General features: G+C 68.2%; 22 protein-coding genes. 16 read left to right on the top strand and 6 right to left on the bottom strand.

The window, feature by feature from the left end:
- The first annotated feature begins 51 nt into the window (after nt 1-51).
- Together V7Q48_RS00505 and V7Q48_RS00500 are read left to right on the top strand one after the other, a co-directional pair.
- The gene (locus tag V7Q48_RS00505) at nt 52-1,449 is read left to right on the top strand and encodes a polysaccharide pyruvyl transferase family protein (protein WP_333835622.1); all 1,398 of its coding nucleotides are present in this window, start codon (nt 52-54) and stop codon (nt 1,447-1,449) included.
- On the top strand, nt 1,449-2,705 hold the full coding sequence (locus V7Q48_RS00500; protein ID WP_333835621.1) for a glycosyltransferase family 4 protein: 1,257 nt from the start codon (nt 1,449-1,451) through the stop codon (nt 2,703-2,705). The genes V7Q48_RS00505 and V7Q48_RS00500 overlap by 1 nt, the downstream gene beginning before the upstream one ends.
- An 11-nt stretch (nt 2,706-2,716) precedes the next feature.
- Here V7Q48_RS00500 and V7Q48_RS00495 read toward each other — a convergent pair whose 3' ends face one another.
- Nucleotides 2,717-3,181 carry a hypothetical protein gene (locus tag V7Q48_RS00495; RefSeq protein ID WP_333835620.1) on the bottom strand — a complete coding sequence of 155 codons (465 nt, stop codon included), beginning with the start codon at nt 3,179-3,181 and terminating at the stop codon, nt 2,717-2,719.
- A gap of 450 nt (nt 3,182-3,631) precedes the next feature.
- Here V7Q48_RS00495 and V7Q48_RS00490 point away from each other — a divergent pair, with 450 nt between their 5' ends.
- Nucleotides 3,632-4,855 (top strand): outer membrane beta-barrel protein, encoded by a 1,224-nt coding sequence (locus V7Q48_RS00490; RefSeq protein ID WP_333835619.1) that lies wholly within the window; start codon nt 3,632-3,634, stop codon nt 4,853-4,855.
- Nucleotides 4,855-6,183: a cell wall hydrolase gene (locus V7Q48_RS00485; protein ID WP_333835618.1), complete on the top strand. Its 1,329-nt coding sequence runs from the start codon at nt 4,855-4,857 to the stop codon at nt 6,181-6,183. Before V7Q48_RS00490 ends, V7Q48_RS00485 begins: the two co-directional genes overlap by 1 nt.
- A 468-nt stretch (nt 6,184-6,651) precedes the next feature.
- Here the strand turns inward: V7Q48_RS00485 and V7Q48_RS00480 are convergent, their stop codons facing one another.
- Entirely contained in the window at nt 6,652-7,095 is a 444-nt protein-coding gene (locus V7Q48_RS00480; protein WP_333835617.1) for a hypothetical protein, read from the bottom strand.
- Nucleotides 7,092-7,301, bottom strand: coding sequence for a ParD-like family protein (locus V7Q48_RS00475; RefSeq protein WP_333835616.1), 210 nt, complete (start codon nt 7,299-7,301; stop codon nt 7,092-7,094). Before V7Q48_RS00475 ends, V7Q48_RS00480 begins: the two co-directional genes overlap by 4 nt.
- Nucleotides 7,302-7,483: 182 nt before the next feature.
- On the opposite strand from V7Q48_RS00475, the gene V7Q48_RS00470 reads away from it, so the two are divergent.
- The 11 genes from V7Q48_RS00470 (at nt 7,484) to V7Q48_RS00420 (ending at nt 17,051) form a co-directional block, all read left to right on the top strand.
- Nucleotides 7,484-8,014 carry an AraC family transcriptional regulator gene (locus tag V7Q48_RS00470; protein WP_333835615.1) on the top strand — a complete coding sequence of 177 codons (531 nt, stop codon included), beginning with the start codon at nt 7,484-7,486 and terminating at the stop codon, nt 8,012-8,014.
- 6 nt (nt 8,015-8,020) lie between these two features.
- Complete coding sequence (locus V7Q48_RS00465) at nt 8,021-8,683, top strand: peptidase M17 (RefSeq protein ID WP_333835614.1); 663 nt, start codon at nt 8,021-8,023, stop codon at nt 8,681-8,683.
- A gap of 315 nt (nt 8,684-8,998) precedes the next feature.
- Entirely contained in the window at nt 8,999-9,613 is a 615-nt protein-coding gene (locus tag V7Q48_RS00460) for a response regulator (RefSeq protein WP_442947075.1), read from the top strand.
- Nucleotides 9,614-9,833: 220 nt separating this feature from the next.
- Nucleotides 9,834-10,490, top strand: coding sequence for an isochorismatase family protein (locus tag V7Q48_RS00455; RefSeq protein ID WP_333835612.1), 657 nt, complete (start codon nt 9,834-9,836; stop codon nt 10,488-10,490).
- 92 nt (nt 10,491-10,582) lie between these two features.
- A complete protein-coding gene (locus tag V7Q48_RS00450) occupies nt 10,583-11,401 on the top strand; it encodes an alpha/beta fold hydrolase (protein ID WP_333835611.1) in 819 nt (272 codons plus the stop codon).
- 28 nt (nt 11,402-11,429) lie between these two features.
- On the top strand, nt 11,430-11,696 hold the full coding sequence (locus V7Q48_RS00445) for a DUF1427 family protein (protein ID WP_333835610.1): 267 nt from the start codon (nt 11,430-11,432) through the stop codon (nt 11,694-11,696).
- Nucleotides 11,693-13,558 (top strand): amidohydrolase, encoded by a 1,866-nt coding sequence (locus tag V7Q48_RS00440; protein ID WP_333835609.1) that lies wholly within the window; start codon nt 11,693-11,695, stop codon nt 13,556-13,558. Before V7Q48_RS00445 ends, V7Q48_RS00440 begins: the two co-directional genes overlap by 4 nt.
- Before the next feature lie 43 nt (nt 13,559-13,601).
- The gene (locus tag V7Q48_RS00435) at nt 13,602-14,510 is read left to right on the top strand and encodes a glyoxalase (RefSeq protein ID WP_333835608.1); all 909 of its coding nucleotides are present in this window, start codon (nt 13,602-13,604) and stop codon (nt 14,508-14,510) included.
- Nucleotide 14,511: 1 nt separating this feature from the next.
- A complete protein-coding gene (locus tag V7Q48_RS00430; protein ID WP_333835607.1) occupies nt 14,512-14,955 on the top strand; it encodes a DoxX family protein in 444 nt (147 codons plus the stop codon).
- A gap of 25 nt (nt 14,956-14,980) precedes the next feature.
- On the top strand, nt 14,981-16,327 hold the full coding sequence (locus V7Q48_RS00425) for an alginate export family protein (RefSeq protein WP_333835751.1): 1,347 nt from the start codon (nt 14,981-14,983) through the stop codon (nt 16,325-16,327).
- Between the two features lie 13 nt (nt 16,328-16,340).
- The gene (locus tag V7Q48_RS00420; RefSeq protein ID WP_333835606.1) at nt 16,341-17,051 is read left to right on the top strand and encodes a YoaK family protein; all 711 of its coding nucleotides are present in this window, start codon (nt 16,341-16,343) and stop codon (nt 17,049-17,051) included.
- On the opposite strand, the gene V7Q48_RS00415 is transcribed toward V7Q48_RS00420, so the two are convergent.
- Nucleotides 17,042-18,256, bottom strand: a complete 1,215-nt coding sequence (locus tag V7Q48_RS00415; protein ID WP_442947073.1) for an MFS transporter — start codon at nt 18,254-18,256, stop codon at nt 17,042-17,044. The two genes, V7Q48_RS00420 and V7Q48_RS00415, sit on opposite strands and share 10 nt — an antisense overlap.
- Before the next feature lie 160 nt (nt 18,257-18,416).
- On the opposite strand from V7Q48_RS00415, the gene V7Q48_RS00410 reads away from it, so the two are divergent.
- Nucleotides 18,417-19,295, top strand: coding sequence for a LysR family transcriptional regulator (locus V7Q48_RS00410; RefSeq protein ID WP_333835605.1), 879 nt, complete (start codon nt 18,417-18,419; stop codon nt 19,293-19,295).
- A 252-nt stretch (nt 19,296-19,547) separates the two neighbouring features.
- Here V7Q48_RS00410 and V7Q48_RS00405 read toward each other — a convergent pair whose 3' ends face one another.
- Nucleotides 19,548-20,066: a YbjN domain-containing protein gene (locus V7Q48_RS00405; RefSeq protein WP_333835604.1), complete on the bottom strand. Its 519-nt coding sequence runs from the start codon at nt 20,064-20,066 to the stop codon at nt 19,548-19,550.
- A 165-nt stretch (nt 20,067-20,231) separates the two neighbouring features.
- Complete coding sequence (locus tag V7Q48_RS00400) at nt 20,232-22,784, bottom strand: TonB-dependent receptor (protein ID WP_333835603.1); 2,553 nt, start codon at nt 22,782-22,784, stop codon at nt 20,232-20,234.
- Between the last annotated feature and the right edge of the window lie 64 nt (nt 22,785-22,848).

The following is a 22,848-nucleotide window of genomic DNA, read 5'->3' as shown; positions in this document are numbered from 1 at the left end:
GCAAGGCGGGAAAGACGGGACACGTCTCTCCCGCCCAAGGATTGCTGCCCGATGTGTCCCGCCGCCACCATGCTCGACCGGCTGTACCATGACGGCGGCGCCCCGCGTCCGGCAGAAAGACGCGCCTCTGCCCCGGCCGTAGCGGCCCGCGCACCGCTGCGCATCGCATTGCTTAACGTCAAGTTTAGCCCCAACCTCGGCGACGGACTGCTGGCCGAGTGCCTGGAGCGCGAACTGGCGCAGGCGCTCGGCAACGGGGCACAGGTCTATTCGATCGACATCGCGGCGCGCAAGAAATGGCTGCCCGCCGGAACGGGCAGCCTTCGCGCCACATTGCGGCAGTGCGCGCTCGCAGTCCTCGAACGGCTCCCGCCCGGACTACGCCGGTTCTGCGCTGGGCTGACGCTACGCACCTTGTCCGTCCTCGTGCTGCGACCCCATTTCCGGCGACAGCTTGCACATTGCGATGCCGCCGTCATCGGGGGCGGCAACTTGTTCACCGATGCGGATCTCAACTTTCCGGTCAAGCTCGATGCCGCAGTCCGCGCGGTGGCGCGCCATCGGATACCACTCGCCGTCCATGCCGTCGGCGCGGGCGCCGATTGGTCGGCGCAAGGAAGACGTTTGCTGGCGCGCGCCGCTACCCGCGTGCCGCTGGTCCACGCCACCGTCCGCGACGAGCGCTCGCGCCGGGCATGGCAGGCCCAACTGGTGGCCGACGGCGCCGCGGGTGCAACGCTTGCGGGCGATCCTGGATTGGTTGCGGCACGCCACTACCCGCAAGCCCCCCCCTCCTCTCCCACCGTGTCCGGGCGTCCGCATGTCGGCCTGTGCATCACCGCGCCGCTCGCGCTGCGCTACCACGTCGGCCAGCACCACCCGGGCCAGCACATGAAGGCAAAGCACAGCGCGGAGGAGGCCGACACGGCGCTATGCGGGTGGTATGGCAATGTGGCGCGCACGCTGGCGGAGACCGGCATGGATGTGGTGCTCTTCACCAACGGCAGCCCGGAAGACCAGTCCTGTCTCCAACGCAACGTCGAAGGCTGGATGGCCAATGGCAACGCCGCCTACCGGAATGCCGCGCCGCGCGGATGGGTGTCGATGGCGGCACCCTTTTCCGCCCCCGCCGATCTTGCGGCGTTCGTATCCGGCTGCGATCTCGTCATCGCCCACAGGATGCATGCCTGCATTGCCGCGCATGCCTTCGGCGTTCCGACGATCGGCCTGACCTGGGACGAGAAGCTCGCCAGCTTCTTCGACTTGGCCGGGCGCGCGCGGTTCGCGGTCAACGGCACGACCTGCGCGCCGGCAGCGATGGCGGGACTTGCCCAACAGGCTCTGGCGGAAGGCGTCGATGCCGCACGACATGCCGCGCTGATCGCCAGCACCCGCGCCGACATAACCCTGCTGGCAGAGCGGCTCAGAGCCGCCTGCGCCAATACGTGATGCGCGCAACGGCTATCGACCGGGTGGTCGTCGTCAACGACCTGTCCCGGCCCATGGGCGGGGCCAGCGCGCTGGCGGTACAGTCCGCCCTGGCCTTTCGCGAACGGGGCCTCGCCGTCACCATGGTCGCGGGCGACGGTGGCGATGACGGGGCACTCGCCGCCGCCGGGATCGACTGCGTTGCGCTCGGCCAGGCAAGGCTGCTGTCACGGCCCCGGCTGCAGGCCGCAATGGCGGCGCTGTGGAACCACGCCGCCGCACGCATGGTGTCGGGCTGGATTGCCACGCACGATACGCCGGGCACCGTCTATCATCTCCATGGCTGGTCGCAGATCCTCTCGCCCGCCGTGTTTCATGCGCTGGCCCCGGTGCGCGATCGGCTCGTCGTGTCGGCGCACGACTTCTTCCTCGCTTGCCCCAACGGGGCTTTCGCAGACTTGCGCAGCGGCACCCCCTGCACCGCCGCGCCGCTGTCACGGCAATGCCTGACCACGCCCTGCGACCGCCAGGGTCGCGCCCACAAGACACTGCGCCTTGCCCGCTATGCGATTCAGCGACAGGTGCTGCGTCCGACTGCCGCGCCGCCGATCCTGGCGATCCATTCCGCCATGGCGCCGCTGCTTGCCCGTGCCGGCATTCCGCGCGAGGCGATCCATACCCTGCCCAATCCGGTCGAACCCTGGTCCACGACCCGCATCGCCGCCGAGAACAACAGCGAGATCCTGTTTGTGGGGCGGCTGGAGGAAACCAAGGGCCCGGATCTCGCGGCCGCCGCCGCACAGCAGGCAGGCCTCCCCCTGCGACTGGTGGGCAGCGGCTCGCTCGAGCCCATGCTGCGCGCGCGCTATCCGCAGGCGCAGTTGTCGGGCAGGTTGTCTGCGCCGGACATTGCCCGCATCGCCCAGCAAGCCCGGATGCTGGTCATGCCGAGCCGCTACCCCGAACCCTATGGTCTGGTGGCGATGGAGGCAGCCCTGTCGGGCATACCGGTAGTCCTCGCCGAAACCGCGTTGCTCGCCCCCGATTTGGCGGGTCGCGGTGCCGCCGTCGCAATCGATCCGCGCGACGCTGGCAGTTTCGCAGCCACCTTGCGCGCGCTGGCCGACGATGACGACAGGATTGCGGTGATGAGCAAGGCCGCTTTCGCCGCTACGTGCGACCTGGCGCTATCGCCGCGCGCGTGGACCACCAGCCTGCTCGACATCTACGCCGCACGCTTGACGGCCACGGATCGGCGAAAACCACGCCCCCTGTGAGGCATGGCACGTCAGCAGGCCCGTTCGCCTGCCGGGCGAAGAGCTGATCCGGTGCCGCGGGCGTTCACCGTGGTTTCCCGGCGTTGGCGCCGCCGCGTGCGGTCCGCCAGCCGGCGATAGGGTTCGCGCCGGGCCAGCATCCGCAAGTGCTGGATCTTCAGCGGCACCACCACGATCCCCAACGCCGCGATGGACATGGCCCAACGCCACACCTGCATCTGGCCGGTCTGCGAGGCCACGCAAAACTCCGCCAGGGTCATCCACACCGCCGCCACGCCCAGCAATTCGCCCGCGCGGCGGCGCGGCACAGCCGCCAGCATGAGCAGCCCTAAAAGCAAGGCGAGCGCCGCCGTACTCTGCGGCGTCGCCGATCCCACGGCATAAGTCCCACCCATCAAGGCTGCGACGAAAGGCGCCGTCATGCGCGCGGCGTAGACGATGTGCCAGGGGGCGATGCGGGCGGGCAAGATGCTCATGCCTCCCGACTGACAGAGCACCGTCAACGAATGCTTTCGGGCTTCCCCTAACCAGGCCTGGCCGGCGCATGCGCAAAACTACTGAGGGCAATCGCCACGCAAACGGATCATTTGCGCGGCGGGCACCTCGGGATCGCAAATGCCTCCAGCGGCACGAGAATTCCGGCTGTGGCACGCTTTTGCCGGTGTATCGGTAAGCCTTGGCCGCGCGCCAAACCTGATGGTTAAGCGAGCACCGGCAAAATCACTCAGTAATGGTTTTGCTTCGGGCCGCAGTGCGGCGGCGCCGGTGATAATCGTCCAGCCATGGCAATCGAGACGGAATGCGGGGCGCGGGGACGCCGGATGCACAGGGGCGCATGGCGGGGCGGCAGCGTGCCGCTCCTGCGATCGCGATGGCTGGGTCGACATTGGCGCCAGGTCTTGCGTTGCGGGTCGCTGGCGGGTGCCATGGCATGTCCGGTGCTGGCGGCGGCGCAGTCCATCCACGGGGAGCGGCGGCTTGGGCCGGAAACGGTGGAGAACCGCGTCCGCCCCGGTCAGGAAGGGACTGGCATCGCGACCGGATCGCTGCTGTTTTTACCCAGCGTGGCGTTCGGCACGATCGCGACGGACGATCTTTACGCCCGGCGCAGCCCGCAGGTGTCGGATATCGGCGGCAGCCTTGCCCCTGCCCTGGCGGTGGAGCAGCACGGCCAGAGCCACCTGCTTGCCTTGCGCCTTGATGCTCTGTTCGAACGGTATGCCAGCCATCCGCGCGAGGGCACCGATCGCTACGGCGCCACCCTGCAAACCACGGCGGACCTTTCCGCCCATCTCAGGGTGTCCCTCGATGCCGGCATCGCCCGTCGCATCGAAACGCGCGGCACGACGGGTGACACGCTGTTCGGCGTGGCGCCGATCGCCTATCGCCAGATCACCCTGATCGCGCATGCGGAGGGGGACCGCGGGCCCACGCGCCTCGCCTTCGACCTCGATTTCGATCGCTACGACTATGCCGTTCGCCACGACGGCCAGACGGTCATTCCCCTGCGCCAACGGGACTATGCCACGGCCCGCGCCGGTGTGCGCGTAACGCAGGCCCTGTCCCCCGCCGTGGGCACGTTCGTCGCCTTGCAGGTCAACACCAGCCGGTATCCGCACGAGAACCCCGGCACCCCGGCGCGAGCCTCGCACGGGTTCGTTGCGCTGGCGGGGCTGGCTTTCGGCCACGAACGGCTGGTCGAGGGCACGATCTCGGCCGGATATCTGCGGCAGGTCTTCGCCAGCCCGCGTTATCCGGTGATCGCCGGTTTCGCCTATAGCGCCAACCTGCGTTGGCACGTGACCCCGCTCACGTCGCTGGGTCTCGATGCCGGCAAGACGATCCAGCGCTCGCCGATCATCGACGTGGCGGGCGTGGTACAGCAGCGCTTCACGCTGGGCGCCGCGCATGAGCTGCTGCGCACGCTGATCCTGCGCCCCGCCGTGTCCTACGCCATCGATACGTATCGCGGCGGCAGTCGGGTCGATCGGTTCGCCAGTGGCGAGCTTACGGCCACGTGGCAGGCGGCTCCGCACGTGACGCTCGATGCCACGCTGCGCCACGCCCTCGCCCGCACAAACGCCGCAGCCGCCAAGCCGCGCGAGTTCGACCAGAATCGCGCGACCCTCACGCTAAAGTACGTATTTTGATGAGCCGGGAAGCTGTCGCCACCCCGCTCCCCGGTGAAGCGACCATGTGGACAGCCTCAGGCCTGGTCGACATGCGATGGCGGCTGGGCATCGCCGTCGCATTCGTGGTCGCACTGGCAATGCTGCTGCATTGGTTTGCTCCCGCCCGGGCACCGGATCCGATCTCGATCGACCTGGCCGCCGCGCGGCACGGGCCGTTACCGGTCTCAAACGGCAGCACGACGCCGACCTTGCCCGATCCTGCCTCGCTCATGCCGCTACCGGCGGAGGAAGCGCGCCTGTCGAACGCCGCGGTCACGGCTGTCGCGATTGTCGAGATGCCGCAGCCCGATCGTGTCGCCACGCCGTTCGTGTTGGAAGGCCTGCCCCCGGATTCGCAGGACCGGGCGCGGGACTGCCTTGCCGCAGCCGCATGGTACGAAGCGGGGGACGATCCGTCGGGCGAGCGCGCGGTGGTTCAGGTCGTGCTGAACCGCGCGCGACATCCGGCCTTCGCCGCCAGCGTCTGCGGCGTTGTGTTCCAGGGCTCGGACCGGCGCACGGGTTGCCAGTTCACGTTCACTTGCGACGGCAGCCTCGACGCGCGTCACCCCGCCGCGGCCGTCTGGGCGCGGGCACGCGCGATTGCCGGCGCAGCGTTGGCGGGCGCGGTCGATGCGCGCGTCGGCTGGGCGACACATTACCACGCCGACTATGTGGTGCCGCGCTGGCGCGACCAAATGGACAAACTGGCGACGGTCGGCGTTCACGCCTTCTACCGCTGGCGCGGCGGATGGGGACGGCATGCCGCCTTTCGTCGTGTGCCAGGAGAATTCGGAGCAGAGCCGCACGAGAATGCCTTGGCCTCGCTGTCCCTCGCCCATGCGGCGGGGTCATCCCTCGGCCAGCTCCAGTTTGCGCGTTTGGACGAGGGCGATTTGGGCGATGATGCCGTCGCAGGTGGTGTGCGCACCGAGCTCTTTGCACCCCATCGTAATGGCAACGCCGACATGGCTGCGGGCCGCACACCGGCGGATATCGCCCATGACGCTCCAACCCGAAAGGATTTGATCGCGTCGGACGCGGACCACATTGGGCTGTTGCTCGATCCGGCGATGCCCCCAGGCCGCTATGCCATTGCCGCACTCGAGGCATGTGGCCATCGCCCGCGTTGCATGGTCACGGGCCGGCGCCGCGGACAGGAGGGGTCTGCCCTTGCCTTCCTCTATCGACGCGATCGGGGCGGCAGCGGTGAAGGTGCCTGGTGGGATTGCAGGCTCACCCCGCGCCTCGACGCCGCGCAGTGCCTGCCCGCCGCAGCGGCGCGGGAACGGCTGTTGGCTTGGTGAAGCGCCTGTCGCTGATGGGTGGTGGAGAGCGTGCGTGGGGCTGGCGCGCGAACGCTCTGCCGGGTGCGAATCCGCTTGGCCAATGCGATTGCATGATGGCGAGTATCTTGGTCTGCCTGAGGGTGCCACCGTGAGGCCAGGATTGTGCTACCGGTCGACAATCGCCAGGCCATTCGAACTATTCGCTCGGTGCAGCGGGTGAGTGAGAGGTACCTCGACGGGGACTGTGGCAAAGTGGCTTGGCCCGACCTCAATGTTGGCTTCAACTCTGCACTGCCTGCCGCCCACATGCGGGATAAGCCCACAGCTGGACCCCGGATCAAGTCCGGGGTGACGACGCTACGCTCAGATAGCTTAACCCGTCAGCCCGGACTTTATCCGGTGTCCAGCTTCATCTCTTTCCGCGCGGGCACTAACTCGGCAACCGGATACGCCCCCCAAACCGGACCACCATTCTAGCACCACGCGTCAGAATTCCGCGCCCAGCGCCTGCCAGGCCGCCATCTCGCCGTCCGCAATCGTCAGCGAGACGCGCCAACGCTCGTGCCGGCGCAGGATGTAGACGTGATCCCATTCAGCGACCACCGCGCCCGCCTCGCCCAGCATGCGATAGGCCATGCGCGCCTGGGCGACGCCGGGAAACAGTTCGACGGCGGATACCAGACGGCCTTCCGGCTTGTGCACGCCCTGCCGGCGGTAGAACGCCATGAGGCCGGCGCAGTGATCTCGGAAAGCCGCACGCTCCATCGCGAAATTGCCCGCGGGTGTGGGAAAGAGGCCAACGTCGTCCCACATCTCGGCCAAGGCATCGGCATCCTCGCGCACGAAGGCATCGATGTAGTCGGCAAAGAACGCCGCGATTTGCGCCTCGAACGCCTCGGCTGCCGGATCGTCGTGGGAGGCCTCGCTCATGCTGCGACGGTTCCGGCAACAGCGTCGAGCTCGGCCCGTGCCAGTTGAGCGCGAACGATATCGTTGAACGTCATCGTCGGATTGGCCTCGGCGATCATGCCGATCTTCATCCAGAATTCGGCCTGGGCATTGATCGAGCGGCATAGGACCGTGCTCGCGCGCCGCGCTTCCTCGTGCAGGTGCTCGTCGATTTTGACCAATCCCATCGCTCGTCCTTCGACCTTTAAAATACGATTCGTTTATGTTTCATATATCGGAATGGCAGCCGCAGCCACTGGCAAAGCGGAGGGCTAGGCATCGTCGCACGCGCGCATACCCCTCATAAGAGGGGTGTGCCTTGGCCCTTGCGGGGCTGCACGATCTGGTTGGAAAAGCGCAAGTTTTGCGCATGCCACAACCCACAGCCCGCATCGAGACGTCGTCACCGGGCCACCCGGTGAGACTGGACTACACCTCCTCCGCCGAGATGGCATGGATCGGGCAGATCGCTGCCACGACCACCCACGGCGATGCCTTGCGATCCGGCCCACCCCTCCAGCCCGTCCAGCCGACCATCTGTGCCGTCACGCCGGTTACGATCAAGGGCGGCCTGGCACCCTGGCAGATCCGCCGCGTGGAGGAATATGTCGCGGCCCATCTCGAGACCTCGCTTGCGGTCGACGATCTGGCAACCGTGGCACGGGTCAGCACCGGCCATTTCTGCCGGGCGTTCAAGGCCAGCCTCGGCGAAACCCCGCATGCCTATATCGTGCGCCAGCGGCTGTTGCGTGCCCAGTTGCTGATGCGGCACACGCCCGACACGCTTTCCGCGATCGCTTGCGCCTGCGGCCTTGCCGACCAGGCTCACCTGACGCGCCTGTTTCGCCGGGCGTTCGGGACGACGCCGCGCGCGTGGCGCCGCATGCTTCGCGCCGCCTGAACGCTCATGCCCCTGACGCGGCCCCGCCCGCTCGGCCGGCGTGGTGGCGTAGCCTTTCACGCTGCCCGGATCGACGCGATCAACAGCGCGGTCGACCTGCTCGTCGTCGGAATGGCGGAGCAGATCGACGGAGAGCGACCCGGCGGCGGCGCTGCGGCGCTCGACCGGGCATGGCACGGCACGCTGCGGCGGCTGCGGCAGGGCGGCATCTTTCGCGGTGGCTGGGGTGAAACCCTCACGCTGATTGCTCCACCCGCCCCGCTCCGCGCCGGTGCGCTGATGCTGATCGGGCTGGGACCCACCCCGCATGTCCATAGCGACGGCCGGTTGCGCAATGCAGAGACGGGACGATTCACCGCCGGCCCGGCCGACACGGGCGGCATCGGCGACCTGACTGCGCTGGCGATGGACGCCGCCCTGCGCATGGCTGCCCGGAACACGGCCTGCCTGCTGGGCTGGTGCGGAAGCGCGCCGCCCCTGTCATGGGCCGTGCCCGCCGCCGAAGCGATGATGCACGGCGCGCTTGCTGCCCTCGGACGCCACGGCGCACCCGGCCACGCGATGGACTGGACATTCGACATTCGTGGTCGCCACGCGACGGCTGTTGCCGCGGCCCTTTCGGCGCCCTTGGCCGAACCCGATACAGACTTGCGCAGCCCGGACGATTGATCCGTAGGAATTCGGCGTGAAGCAAGGTATTATCCGAAACGGACCGTTGTCGCGGGCCTGCCGTCGTGGTTCGCGGCCGCCCAATGGTTTCACCACTCCGGTGTGCACCACGCGGTCGTCGAAGTCCCGTCCGGGCCTCAACGCGGCACCCGGCCCTCGCGCCCGCCATACTACAAGGAAGCAACCTGCCGTGTCCGCCCGCATGCCAGTTCGCCGTCCCGGGCTCCCGGACCACACCGGTCTGCGGAGGCGCGCGTGACTGCGTTCGAACGCCCCACCGAGGCGCGCAGCGAAGCCCGATGCAGGCTTGCCTCGGTGATCCGCGTGCTCGTGGTCGATGACCACGCCCTGATGCGCGAAGGCGTGCGCGCCGTCATCTCGACGCAGAACGACATGGCCATCGCCGCCGAGGCCGCAAACGGCGAGGAAGCCATTGCGCTCTATGCCAGCGAGCGGCCGGATGTCGTGCTGATGGACCTGCAGATGGGCAGCATGTCTGGCGTCGACGCCATCCGCGCGATCCGCACGACGGACCCGCGCGCGCGCATCATCGTGCTGACCACCTTCACCGGTGACGGCCGCGCACTCAAGGCGCTCCATGCGGGCGCATCGGGGTACATGCTCAAGGGCAGCCTGCGCCACGAACTGCTCGACGCGATCCGCTCCGTGCATCGCGGCGGCAAGCACCTCGACGCCAGCGTCGCCACCGCCATCGCCATGCATGTGCTCGACGAAGGGCTGACCGAACGCGAGATCGCGGTGCTGTCGCTGGCGGCCTGGGGCAATTCCAACAAGCGGATCGCCGCGCGCCTCGCCATCTCCGAGGAGACGGTCAAGGGCCACATGAAGCTGATCTTCGCCAAGCTCGGCGCCGTCGATCGTACCCATGCGGTTACCCTGGCGGCACGGCGCGGCCTTATCGAGCTCTGATCCCGGCGCAGTTGGTTCCCGGTAACGGGATATTGCGAAGGGTTTGCATCAATCCTGTCCAAGACGGTCGCGACCCCGGGGCGTAGACCCAGCGGCGTGCCGAGCGCATCGCCCAAGCAGCGCGGCGCCGATACGCCCTCTTTCCCGTACCGATCACGCCGTGACGCCCCGGATTTTCCGGGCCGATGCTGCGCGTTCGGCTGCAAGGAGCCTTTCGCAGATGACCGTCACTGCCACCGCCGCCCCCGGCAAGTCCCTGATTTCGCCGACCGACCACACGCTCATCCTGATCGACTTCCAGTCGCAGATGGCCTTTGCGACCAATTCAATCGCGCCCGAACTGCTGCGCAACAACGCAGCCCTCGTCGCGCGGGCCGCAGCATCCTTCGGCGTCAGCACGATCCTGACCACCGTAGCCGAGAAGAGCTTCTCAGGCCCGATGTTCAGCGAAGTGACCGATCCCTTCCCCGGCCAGGCGCTGCTCGACCGCACCTCGATGAACACCTGGGAAGACGAGGCGGTGATCGCCGAAGTTAACCGCATCGGCAAGCCGCGCATCGTCTTTGCCGGCCTGTGGACCAGCGTGTGCATCGTCGGCCCGGTGGCGTCCTCGATCGACCAGGGCTTCGATGCCTACTTCATCGCCGATGCCTGCGGCGACGTGTCGCCCGAGGCGCACGAGCGCGCCTGCCAGCGCATGATCCAGCTCGGCGCCAAGCCGATGACGGCCATGCAGTACATGCTCGAGCTGCAGCGCGACTGGGCGCGCAGCGAAACCTACGCCTCGACCACCGGCATCGCCGCCGAACTGGGTGGCGGCTACGGCCTCGGCATCAAGTATGCGCGCATGATGTTCGGCGCGTCCGAAGGTCACTGACCGCGCCCGCCGGCAGGCCGGGCCTTCCCCCCGCATATCCGGCCTGCCGGCCCCCGCTGATCCCTTTTCTCCTGTAACCAAGGAATGATCCCATGGGCTTCGTGACTGCCAAGGATGGCGCACAGATCTATTTCCGCGAATTCGGCGAAGGCCAGCCCTTCGTGTTCTCGCATGGCTGGCCGCTCAACGGCGATGCCTGGGACGGCCAGATGCTGTTCCTCGCCGCCCAGGGTTTTCGCGTCATCGCGCATGACCGCCGCGGCCACGGCCGTTCGGAGCAGACCCCGCGCGGCAACGACATGAACACCTATGCCGACGATCTCGCCGCCGTGATCGAGCATCTCGACCTCAAGGATGCAATCCTCGTCGGCCACTCGACCGGCGGCGGCGAAGTCGCCCGTTATGTCGGTCGGCACGGCACTGCACGCGTGGCCAAGGTCGTGCTCGTCGGCGCCGTCACCCCGGTGATGAAGCTCGGCCCCAACAACCCCGACGGCCTGCCGCAAGAAGTGTTCGACGGCATCCGCAAGGCGGTCGCCGACAATCGCTCGGGCTTCTACATGGCGTTTCCGGACACATTCTTCGGCTGGGACATCGGCGTTCCCAAGGACGAGAGCCTGCGCCTGGCGTTCTGGCAGCAGGGCATGGCCGGCGGCGCTTTCGCGCAGTACGAATGCGTACAGCAGTTCTCGGAGACCGATTTCACCGAGGACCTCAAGGCAATCGACGTGCCGACGCTGATCGTTCACGGCGATACCGACCACGTCGTGCCCATCCACATCACCGCCCAGCGCGCCGTGAACATCGTGCCCGACGCGACGCTCAAGGTCTATGAAGGCGGCACGCACGCTATCCCGACGATCAACCAGGACGCGTTCAACGCCGACCTGCTCGCCTTCGCGCGCGGTTGATCGAACGGCACGCCGGGAAGGACATGTGATGAAGCCCTATCTGATCTCGCTCGCCGTCGGGCTGCTCGTCGGCGTCATCTACAGCCTTCTCGGCGTGCGCTCGCCGGCGCCGCCGACCATCGCGCTGATCGGCCTGCTCGGCATGCTGCTGGGCGAACAGGCCCTTCCGCTCGCCAGGCGCATGGCGGGGGGCCACGACGTCGTCGCGTTCCTGCGTACCGACTGCGCCGAAAAGGTGCTCGGCCATCCCATCGACACGTCCCGCACCAGCGACAGCCGCGAGGAAAAGGCATGAGCACCCCCCCAAGCGACGCCGCCCTCATCCTCGTCAACGGCAAGGTCACGACGCTCGATCGCGCCAACCCCCAGGCCGAGGCGATCGCCATTCGTGACGGCCGATTCCTGGCGGTCGGCAGCGAGCAGGACGTGCGCGCCGCCGCCGGCCCGGATGCCGCGGTGATCGACTGCAAGGGCCGCCGCGTGATCCCGGGCCTCATCGACAGCCACATGCACATCATCCGCGGTGGCCTCAATTTCAACATGGAGCTGCGCTGGGACGGCGTGCCGTCGCTGTCCGAGGCGATGGCGATGCTGAAGGCGCAGGTCGACCGCACCCCCGCCCCGCAATGGGTGCGCGTGGTCGGCGGGTTCACCGAGCACCAGTTCGCCGAAAAGCGCCTGCCCACGATTGCCGAACTGAACGCCGTGGCACCCGACACGCCGGTGTTCATCCTGCACCTCTACGACCGCGCCCTGCTCAACGGCGCGGCGCTGCGCGCGGTGGGCTACACCAAGGACACCCCCAATCCGCCGGGCGGAGAGATCGTGCGCGATGCGGCCCGCAATCCCACGGGGCTGCTCCTCGCCCAGCCCAATGCGACGATCCTCTACGCGACCCTCGCCAAGGGCCCCAAGCTGCCCGAGGACTACCAGATCAATTCGACGCGTCACTTCATGCGCGACGTCAACAGCCTGGGCGTCACGGGCGTGATCGACGCGGGCGGCGGCTTCCAGAACTACCCCGACGACTACGCGATCATCGAGAAGCTGCACGCCGACGGACAATTGACCGTGCGCATCAGCTACAACCTGTTCACGCAGAAGCCCAAGGAGGAACTGGCTGACTTCGCGGGTTGGGTGAAGCAGGTGAGCCCCGGCCAGGGCGACGACAGCTATCGTCACAACGGCGCGGGCGAGATGCTGGTCTATTCGGCCGCCGACTTCGAGGACTTCCGCGTCGCGCGTCCCGACATGCCGCCGAGCATGGAAGGCGATCTCGAGCCGGTGATCCGCCTGCTGGCCGAGCACCGCTGGCCCTGGCGCCTGCATGCGACGTACGACGAGACGATCGGCCGCGCGCTCGACGTCTACGAAAAGGTCAACACCGACATTCCGCTGGCGGGGATCAACTGGTTCTTCGACCACGCCGAGACGATCAGCGACCGCAACATCGACCGTATCGCCGCGCTCGGCGGCGGGATCGCGGTGCAGCACCGCATGGCCTACCAGGGCGAATACTTTGTCGAGCGCTATGGCGCCCGCGCGGCCGAGCGCACGCCGCCGATCGCGCGCATGATCGCCGCGGGCATTCCGGTCGGTGCCGGCACCGACGCCACGCGCGTCGCCAGCTACAACCCGTGGGTCTCGCTCTCTTGGCTGGTGACCGGGCGGACGATGGGCGGCATGCGGCTCTATCCCGGTGCCAACCGCGTAAGCCGCGAAAAGGCGCTGCGCATGTGGACGCACGAGAACACCTGGTTCTCCAACGAAATGGGCAAGAAGGGCCAGATCATGGCCGGGCAGCTGGCCGATCTGGCGGTCTTGTCCGACGACTATTTCGCCGTGCCCGAAACCGAGATCGTCCACATCCGCGCGATGCTGACGCTGCTTGGCGGCAAGGTCGTGCATGGCGAGGGGGATTATGCCCCGCTGGCGCCCGAGCTTCCGCGGCCCATGCCCGACTGGTCGCCGGTCGCGACCTTCGGCGGCTATCACAAGACGCCCGAGGCGAAGGCCAAGCTCGCTGCGGCCTGCGGCTGCGCATCGTCGTGCGCGGTTCATGGCCATGACCACGCCGCAGCGCTCGGCGCCTCGGTTCCGGCGCGCGACGTGCAGACCTTCTGGGGCGCGCTCGGCTGCGGCTGCTGGGCCGTCTGACCGCCGCCCCCCGCCGTTCTCGTCCATGACGGAGTACCCCTCGATGAAGTCCCTCGCCCTCGTCATCGCCGCCGCGCTTGCCGGCACCGTCGCCGCCGCGCCGCCTGCCCTCGCGCGTCCGGCCCAGCCGGCGCTGGTGGCCGACTTCGCGGTCGGTCCGCAGTACGACACGACCCACGTCTACGTGCCCGAGGCCGATTTCGACCGCTTCGTCGCCAGCTTCGTCGCAACCTTCGGCGGCACGACCAGCAAGCAGGGCGAATTCCAGGTCACGCCGACCAAAAGCCTGACCAAGTCGCAGCTGGCGCTCACCCCCGCGGGCACGGTTTCGGTCTTCGGCTTCAAGACGCCGATCCCCTACCCGTTCGGTGACGAGCGCACCGGCTATCTCGTGACCGACCTCGATGCCGCGGTGACCTCTGCGGTCAAGCATGGCGCGGTGCGCCGGCTCGCGACCTTTCCCGATCCGATCGGCCGGGATTCGATCGTGCAGTGGCCGGGCGGCGTCAACATGCAGCTGTACTGGCACACCACCAAGCCGAGCTATGCCCCGCTTGCCACCGTGCCCGAGAACCGCATCTACCTGACCGCCGATGCCGCCGACCGCTTCATCGCCGCATGGACGGGCTTTGCCCATGGCCGCGTGACCGCCGACGACCGCGCGGGGCCGGGCGCGGAAGTGGGCCAGCCGGGCAAGACCATCCGCCGCGTGTCGATCGAGAGCGGCTACGGCAAGATGGTGGTCTTCGTCAGCGACGGCCTGCTGCCCTGGCCCTATGGCCGCGACATGACCGGTTATGCCGTGCCCGATCTGGCCGCCACCCTCGCCAAGGCGCAGGCGGCGGGCGTCGAGACACTGGTCGCGCCGGCCACATTCGGCACGCGCCAGAGCGCCATCGTGCGCTTCCCCGGCGGCTATATCGCCGAGATCCATTCCGACGCGGGGCGCTGACATGGCTAGGCCGGGGCGAGACCCGCGCTTCGTCGATGCAATCCTCGACTGGCCGCCGACCTGGTTTCTCGCGCGCCTGCTGCTGGTCAGTGCCTATCTCCTGGGCGGACTCGTCAAGCTGACCGACTGGCCGGGCGCCGTCGCCGAACAGGCCCATTTCGGGATGACGCCGCCCGCGCTCTGGGCAGCCCTGACGATCGCGGTCGAACTGGCAGGCTCCGCGCTTCTGCTCGCGGGGCGGCTGGTCTGGCTGGGGGCCGGCGCGCTGGGGGTATTCACGCTGCTTGCGGCCTGCACCGCCAATGCCTTCTGGACGATGCCCGCCGGCCCCGAGCGCTTCATGGCGACCAATGCCTTCTTCGAGCATCTGGGACTGATCGGCGGGCTGGTACTCGCGGCGCTGGTCTCGGAACTGGAGGCCGGCCGGGATCGTCGCCGTGCCTAGGCAGGCGCTCCTGCCAGCGGCGGCCGTGCTGCTGCTGCTGCTGCTGCTGCCGACCGGCGCCGGGGCACAGACGACCGAGGCCTGGGAAGCGCCGACACTGACGATCACCCGCTACGACGAGGACTGGTCGGACCTGGCCGACGCGGCGAAGCGGGCGCACCATTGGACCGGCCCGTTCAAGTACATTCCGCTCGGCGACGGGGCCTGGGTCTCCACCGGCATCGAGTTGCGTGCGCGCAACGAGAACATCACCGCCGATCTCTGGGGCAGCGCCCCGGTGCCCGACGACAGCTACCTCTGGCTACGCGCCCTGCCCTATGCGGACCTGCATCTCGGCAGGTTCCGCGCCTTCGTCCAGCCGGTGGCCGCCTATGCCGTGGGCATGGCCGCGCCGGTCAGCCCGGTCAGCCAGACGCGCACCGACCTGCTGCAGGGCTTTGCCGAGGCCAATGTCGGGCCGGTTACGCTGCGCGCCGGGCGGCAGATGCTGTCGCTGGGCAGCGAGCGGCTGGTCGGCACGCGCTATGGCCCCAACGTCCCGCTGGCCTTCGACGGCGTGCGCGGGATCGTTCGCATCGGCACGGCAAAAATCAATGTCTTCGCGCTCAATCCGGTGGCGCCCGGCCCGGCCAGCTTCGACGACCGCACGTCAGCCGCCAAGGCACTCTGGGGCAGCTATGCGACTCTGGCGCACGTTGGGCTCGATCTTTACTACCTTGGCACTCGCAACCGGCAGGCGCACTATGGCGGCGTGACCGATCGAGAAGTGCGCCACACCTTCGGCGCGCGCGTCTTCGGCACGCGCGAGGGTTGGCACTGGAACTTCGAGGCGGCAGCGCAGGTCGGCCGCTTTGGCACCCGCCGCATCGCCGCCTGGACACTCGCCAGCGAGATCGGCCATCGCTTTGCACAAGCCCCCGGTGCGCCCGACGCGACGGTCCGCGTCAACGTGGTCAGCGGCGATACCCGCGCCGGCGACCGCACGATCGGCACGTTCAATGCGCTGTTTCCCAAGGGCAAGTATTTCGGCGAGCTGTCGCCCGTGGGGCCGACCAACATCGTCAGCGCCAACCCGCGGGTCAGCGCGGTCCTCGGCAAGGGCGTGACCGCCAGCCTCGCCGGCATGGCCTATTGGCGCTATACCACCGGCGACGGGATCTACGACATCCCGGGCAATCTGGTCCGCGGCCCCGGCACCAGCGGTGCGCGCTTCATCGGCAAGGAAGCCGAGGCCACGCTGGCCTGGCAGGCGACCGCCGAGCTCGAGCTGTCGGTTTCCGCCTCGGCCTTCCTGCCGGGCGGCTTCATCCGCGCCACCGGCCCCGCGCGCACCATCACGCTGGTCGGCACCGAGGCGAACTTTCGGTTCTGAAGGAGACTTTTTCGTGCCCACGACGCCCCCCTCCCCGCCGGCCGGCTCGCCATTGCCCGGGCTGCTCCTGGTCCTGTCGGTCACGACCGGCCTGATCGACGCGGTCAGCGTGCTCGGGCTCGCCAAGACGTTCTCCGCCAACATGACCGGCAACATCGTGTTCCTCGGTTTCGGCCTGGCGCAGACGCCGGGGTTCAGCGTGCTGCCCAACCTCGTCGCGCTGCTGACCTTCATCCTCGGCGCGCTCGTCGCAGGTCGGGCCGGCCGCACTCTCGGCACCCGCCCCTTGCGCCACTGGCTGACCGCCGCCGCGCTGTTCGAGACGGTACTGCTGTGGCTGGCTGCGGCCCTGGCCTTCGCCTTCGACCCGCAGTCGGCGTCTACCGGCTGGGCGCTCTATGCGATCATCGGCCTGACGGCGATTGCGATGGGCTTTCGCAACGCCACGGTGCGCCAGCTGAAAGTGCCCGATCTCACCACCACGGTGCTGACGCTGACGATCACCGGCATTGCCGCCGACAGCCGCGCCGCGGGGGGCACGAGCCCCAATCTGCGCCGCCGCCTTGCCGCAGTGGGCGCCATCCTTGCCGGTGCGGCGCTGGGCGCCTGGCTGGTGGTGCGCCATGGCCTGGCCCTGCCGCTGGCGCTATCGGGCGCGGCGGTGCTGGGCGGCACGCTGCTGTGCATGCGCCACCCCGCCGCTGCCCGGCCCCATCAGGCCTGAGCGCGGCGCAGCGCCGCCAGGCCCTGCAGCGCGAAGGCGGCCAGTGCCATCAGGCCGCCAACCGCGGCGACGCCGGTCCAGCCGGCAAAGCCCCAGACCGCCGTGGCGATCGCGGACCCGGCCGCGCCGCCGACGAACATCACGCCCATGAAAACGGTGTTGAGCCGGGCGCGTGCCTCGGGGCGCAGCGCATAGACGATGTGCTGGTTCGACACGAGCACCGCCTGGACCGCGAAGTCGAGCACGATGCAGCCGACGACCATGCCCGCCACGCTGTTCCACAGCCCGAACACCAGCCAAGCCAGCACCGCCAGCGCCGTGCCACCCAGGATCACCCCGCGCGGCCCGCTGCGATCGGCAAAGCGTCCGGCGATCGGCGCAGCGAGGATGCCCACCGCACCCACCACCCCGAACAGCCCGGCGACACTGGCGCCCATGCCGAAGCGCGGCTCCTGCAGGTGCAGCGCCAGCGTCGTCCAGAACGTGGTGAAGCCGCCGAAGAGCAGGGCCTGTGTCAGTGCGGCGCGGCGAAGGTCAGGCAGCGACGTCCACAACCCGACCAGCGAATGCAGCAGCGTGCCATAGTCGTGGTCGCTGTCGGGCCGGCTGTGCGGCAGGCGCCAGCGCATGATCGCCCCAGTGCCGAGCGCAAGCGGCACGCTCAGCCAGAACATCGTGCGCCAGCCGGCGTGCTGCCCGACGAAGCCCGCCAGCGTCCGGCTCAGCAGGATGCCGCAGAGCAGCCCCGCCATCACCGTGCCGACCGTGGCCCCGCGCTTCTGGTCAGAGGACAGGTGCGCGGCGAACGGCACGATCTGCTGCGCGACGGTCGCCGCCGCACCGACCGCGAACGAGGCCGCCGCCAGCGCGAGGCCGTTGGGCGCCAGCGCCGCGCCCACCAGCGCGATCCCGAGTGCCCCGAATTGCCAGACGATCAGCCGGCGCCGCTCGACCAGATCGCCCAGCGGCACGAGCGCGAACAGGCCGAGCGCATAGCCGAGCTGCGTCGCGGTCGGCACCAGAGTGGTGGCGCGGCCGGGCAGGTCCTTCTCCAGGATGCCGAGCAACGGCTGGTTGTAATAGATGTTGGCGACCGCAAGCCCGGTCGCGACGGCCATGACCAGCGTCAGCGTGCGGCTAAGACCTGCCTCGGGCGCGGAAGCTTCGGGCCGGGTAGCGGTGGCCTCTAGAGTCTCGGTGTTCATTCCAGCGATCCTTTCGCGGCGCCACCCGAATGGGAGGGGGAGCGGCTGCGCGCCGTCCGGGTCGAGATGGCCCGGGCCATTGTCGTGGCGCATATGGCACCGCGACCCGCCTTGCGGTAGTGATCTATCGGGATAGGGCGGAATAACGGATACCGTTACAATGGATCTCGCTGCGCTGACCGTTTTCGTCGAGGCCGTGGATCACGGCAGCCTTGCCGCAGCCGCGCGTCGCATCGGCATCAGCGCCATGGCAGCCTCGCGCAGCCTGGCCGCGCTCGAGGCCGAACTCGGCGTCCGCCTGGTCCATCGCACCACCCGCGCGCTGTCCGTGACGGCGGAGGGGGAAGCCTTCCTGCCCCATGCCCGCGCCATGGTCGACGCCCGCGACAGCGCCCTCGCCACGCTGCGTCCCGGTGCGGATGCCCTGTCGGGCCGCCTGCGCATCACCGCCAGCGCGGCCTTCGGGCGCAGCGTGCTGGCGCCGATGCTCGTCCCCTTCATGCAAGCGCATCCCGGATTGCACGTCGACCTGCTGCTGACCGACGAGGCGGTGGACATCGTGCGGCAGGGGATCGACGTTGCCATCCGCATCGCCCCGTTGCGTGACAACCACCTCGTCGCCCGCGCCCTGGCCGCCAACCCGCGCCGCCTCTGCGCGGCGCCAGCCTATCTCGCCGCACACCCCGCGCCGCGCCGGCTCGCGGACCTCGCAGGGCATTGCTGCCTGGCCGGCACCTCCCCGGCGCAATGGCGCTTCATGCGGCAAGGCCGGCTGCGCCAGCAAACCGTGACCGGACGGCTGACCGCCAGTTCGATCGAGGCGCTACGGGCCGCGGCGATCGGTGGCCTTGGCATTGCCAACCTGTCGGACTGGTACATCGCCGACGACCTTGCCCAAGGGCGGCTCGTCACCGTCCCGCTGGACGATGCCGAGCCCGAGCCGCTGACGATCTGGGCGGTCCACCCCACGGCGCGCCTGGTCCCACCGCGCGTCAAGGCTTTCGTCAGCGCGCTCGAGGGAGTGCTGAAGACGCGCTAGGCGGCGCCACTCGAGCGTGGCATACCCAACCTCGCGTTCCGCCTCGCTCGTCACCCTGAACTTGTTTCAGGGTCCAGCGGGCCGCCTTGCATAAGGCGAGAAGCCACCCCAGCATTCGGGCTGGACCCCGGACCAAGTCCGGGGTGACGACAAGATGGTTCAAGTGTTTACCATTGCCGCTCTCTCGCAATCTAAAAGGGCCGCGCATTGCTGCGCGGCCCTTTCCCCCTGAACCCTTTTGCAGCGATGCCGTCAGCGTGCGGCGCTGGCCAGTTGCGGGTGTCCGGCCGGGAAAGCTTCGGTGCCGATCGAGTCGAGCGCCATGCGGTACGACTTGACCACCAGCGCGAAGACCGAGCTGTCGATGCCCTGCCCCGTGATGACGTCCCACGACACCGTCACCGACTTGTCCGAGGCGACCGAGACCGCGCCGAAGCGGTTGGCGTTGACGAAGGCGACGGCCTTTTGCGCGTCGAACGGCCGATCCGGGCGGAAGCTGCTGCTGAACTGGAGCGACTGGCAGGCAGCGTGCGTCACTTCGTTGCAGTCGTAGAACACGACCTGCGAACGCCAGCCACCGATCGTGGCGGTCACCAGCGGGTCGCCCGCTTCGTCCTGGCCCAGGGCGGCGGTATAGCCCTGCGCCTGCAGGGCCGTGACGACGCTGGCGGGCGTCATCGCCGACACGCTTTCAGCGTGGGCACACGGCGCCGTCGCCAGGAAGATCCCGGCCAGAACGGCGGCAGCGGCAGCAGGGAGTTTGCGCTCCATCCTGACATCCTCAACATTTGTTATTGTCTTGAGGAGGAGGGTCTCACACTTGCCATAGCGAGGCAAGCCGGAATCGGACGCGCTTAACTACTTACAATTGTTACGATAACGGGGGCACAAAGCCCTCCCGCGCCCGATTGCCGGGCGCGGGAGACGGCAGGTCGATCAGAACTTCGCGCCGGCGCGAACACCGAGCGTACGCGGCTGGGTCGGCACGATGTAGATGCGCTGGGTGCACGAGCCGCACTGGGCATAGCGCGAGATGTCGCCACGCTTGTCGAACACGTTGGTGGCGAACAGCTCGATCGAGAACTTGTCCCACTCGCTGCCCAGCGCCAGGTTGAACTGCGTGAAGGCATTGATCCGGCCAAAGGCATCGGCGGGGCTGATGATCGCACCGGTGCCGCTCTGGAAGATCTGGCTGCGCAGGTCCGAGGCCGCCGAGCTCTGGTACGTGGCGTTGACCTGGCCATAGGCCTTGGCCGCGCCCATCGGCACCGAATAGCGCGCAGTGCTGGTCAGCTTCCACAGCGGGGTGATCGGCAAGCGCGTACCGGCCTTGGCCGAGACGAGGTTGCCGTCGCCGCTGCACTGGTACGTCGGATCGTCGATCAGGCACAGGTTCTTGCGGATCTTGGCGTCGGTATAAGCGCCGCCGACGTTGAGCGAGAAGCCGCCCTTCACCACGTTGGCATCGAATTCCACGCCGCGAATGCGCGCATCGGGGCCGTTGTGGATTTCGGTGAAGCTGTTCTGCCCGAGGTAGGCGAACTGGAAGCTCTTCCAACTCTGCTGGTATAGCGCCATGTTGAAGCGCAGCAGCCCGTCGAACAGCGTCGTCTTCAGACCCAGTTCGTAGTTGGTCAGGAAGTCGGGCTGGTAGGGCGCCACGTCCGCACGGCGGTTGATGCCGCCCGGTCGGAACCCGCGCGAGACCGTGGCATAGGTCGTGACGTCGGGGCTCGGCTTCCAGGTCAGGTTGAAGCGGTAGGTGCCGCCATCGCCCTTGGCGCGCGTCGGCACGACGCCGCCGTCGACGTATTCACCCAGGTTGGTACAGGGGCTGTCGGTCACCGCGGGCGGCAGCAGAGTGCTGCTTTGCCCGGCCAGCTGGGCATCGCGCAGACGCAACCCGCTGGTGGTGTAGCAGCCCGCGACGCCGGTGCGGCTCGATCCAGCCGCGTTGGGCGGCGGATTGCCGTCCGCACCCTGGACGAAGGCCGGATTGCGGCCGAAGCCGAAGAACCCGATCAGCGAATTGTCGTACTTGAAGTACCGCACGCCAGCGGTACCGGTCAGCGTCGGCAGCAGGTCGAAGCTGATTTCGGTGAAGGCGGCATAGTCCTTGTCGACGCGGTACTGCTGCGTCAGCCACAGCGTGCCCGGCTTGCCGTTGACCGAGAGCAGGTCGGCCAGGCCATCGACCTTGTAGTCCTGGTGGATGAGATTGGTCTGGCGCTGGTAGAACAGCCCGCCGACGAAGCGCAGCGGCGCGGTGGTCGGCGAGGCGAAGCGCAGTTCCTGGCTCATCTTCTTGAAGTGATCCTGGCCGATCACCTGCTGCAGCGGCTTGATCGTGCGGCCGGCGTTGTCCTGGTAGTAGAAGTAGCCGGCGAGGCCGCCCACGCCCGAATAGAGCGAGTCATAAGCCTCGGCGTAATCGGTGTAGTCGCTCGACGAGAAGGTCTTGCGATCGAGATAGGCACCCGCATAGGTCAGGTCCCAGTTGCCGATCTTGCCCTCGATCGTCAGCGAGGCCTGGGCGAAGATGTCTCGGCGATACTCGGGCAGGAAGTGCTGCACCTTGAGGTCGCCCAGCGAAGGATCGTAGCCGTAGTTGCCGTGGCTGCGCGTGTCCTGGTACATGAAGCCGGGCGTCACGGTCCAGTTGTCGTCGAGGTCGACCTTAAGCAGCGCGCGGCCGCCGGCGATCTCGGTGTCATTGTAGTTCTTCTTGACGAAGGCCTTGTTGTCGACGGTGATGCCGCCCGGCCGCGGCAGGAAGCTGCGCGTGCCCGGCACGTTGTCGATGTAGCCGGCGTCCTTTTCATAGAAGCCGACGACGCGCAGCGCGGCCATGTCGGACAGCGGGATGTTGACCATCCCCTCCACCTTGCCGCCGGTGCCGCCCTTGTGGACGGTGTTGACCTCGGTATCGAGGCGCGCGGCGAAGCCCTTGGTGTCGGGCTTATTGGTGATGATGCGGATCGTGCCCGCTTCCGACGAGGCGCCGTAAAGCGTGCCCTGCGGGCCGGCGAGGCTTTCGATGCGGGCGATGTCGTAGATGTGGACGTCGAGGTTGCCGCCGATGGTGGTGACCGGCTGCTCGTCGAGATAGACGCCCACCGAGGGCAGCGAGCCCGAGTGGTTGCCGTCGCCGCCCGAGGCGACGCCGCGCATGTAGATGATGTTGGTGCCCGGCGTGCCCGAGCTTTGCGAGATCACCGTGGGCAGCTGCTGGGTATAGCCTTTGAAATCGCTGATGTTGAGCTGGTCGAGCTTCTGCGTGCCAAGGGCCTGGATCGAGATCGGCACGTTCTGCAGGTTTTCCGACCGCTTCTGCGCGGTCACGATGATGACGTTGCCGCCGGCATCCTCGGGCGCTGCGGCCGACGCCTGCGGCGCAGCATCCTGCGCCATGGCGACGGTGGCCGGGGCAAAGAGCGCGGTGCTCGTCAGCAGTAGAAAGCGCGGCAGACCCGCCTTGGCAATTCGCATCGTACAACCCACCCTGTTTGTAATATTGTGCTGCAGGTTTGCGTCGCGGTACGATCGTGCGTCA

Source organism: Novosphingobium sp., assembly GCF_036803765.1.
In the GTDB taxonomy this organism is placed as follows: Bacteria; Pseudomonadota; Alphaproteobacteria; order Sphingomonadales; family Sphingomonadaceae; genus Novosphingobium.
Note: the sequence above shows the minus strand (reverse complement) of the source record. Positions and strands in the feature narration are given on the sequence as shown.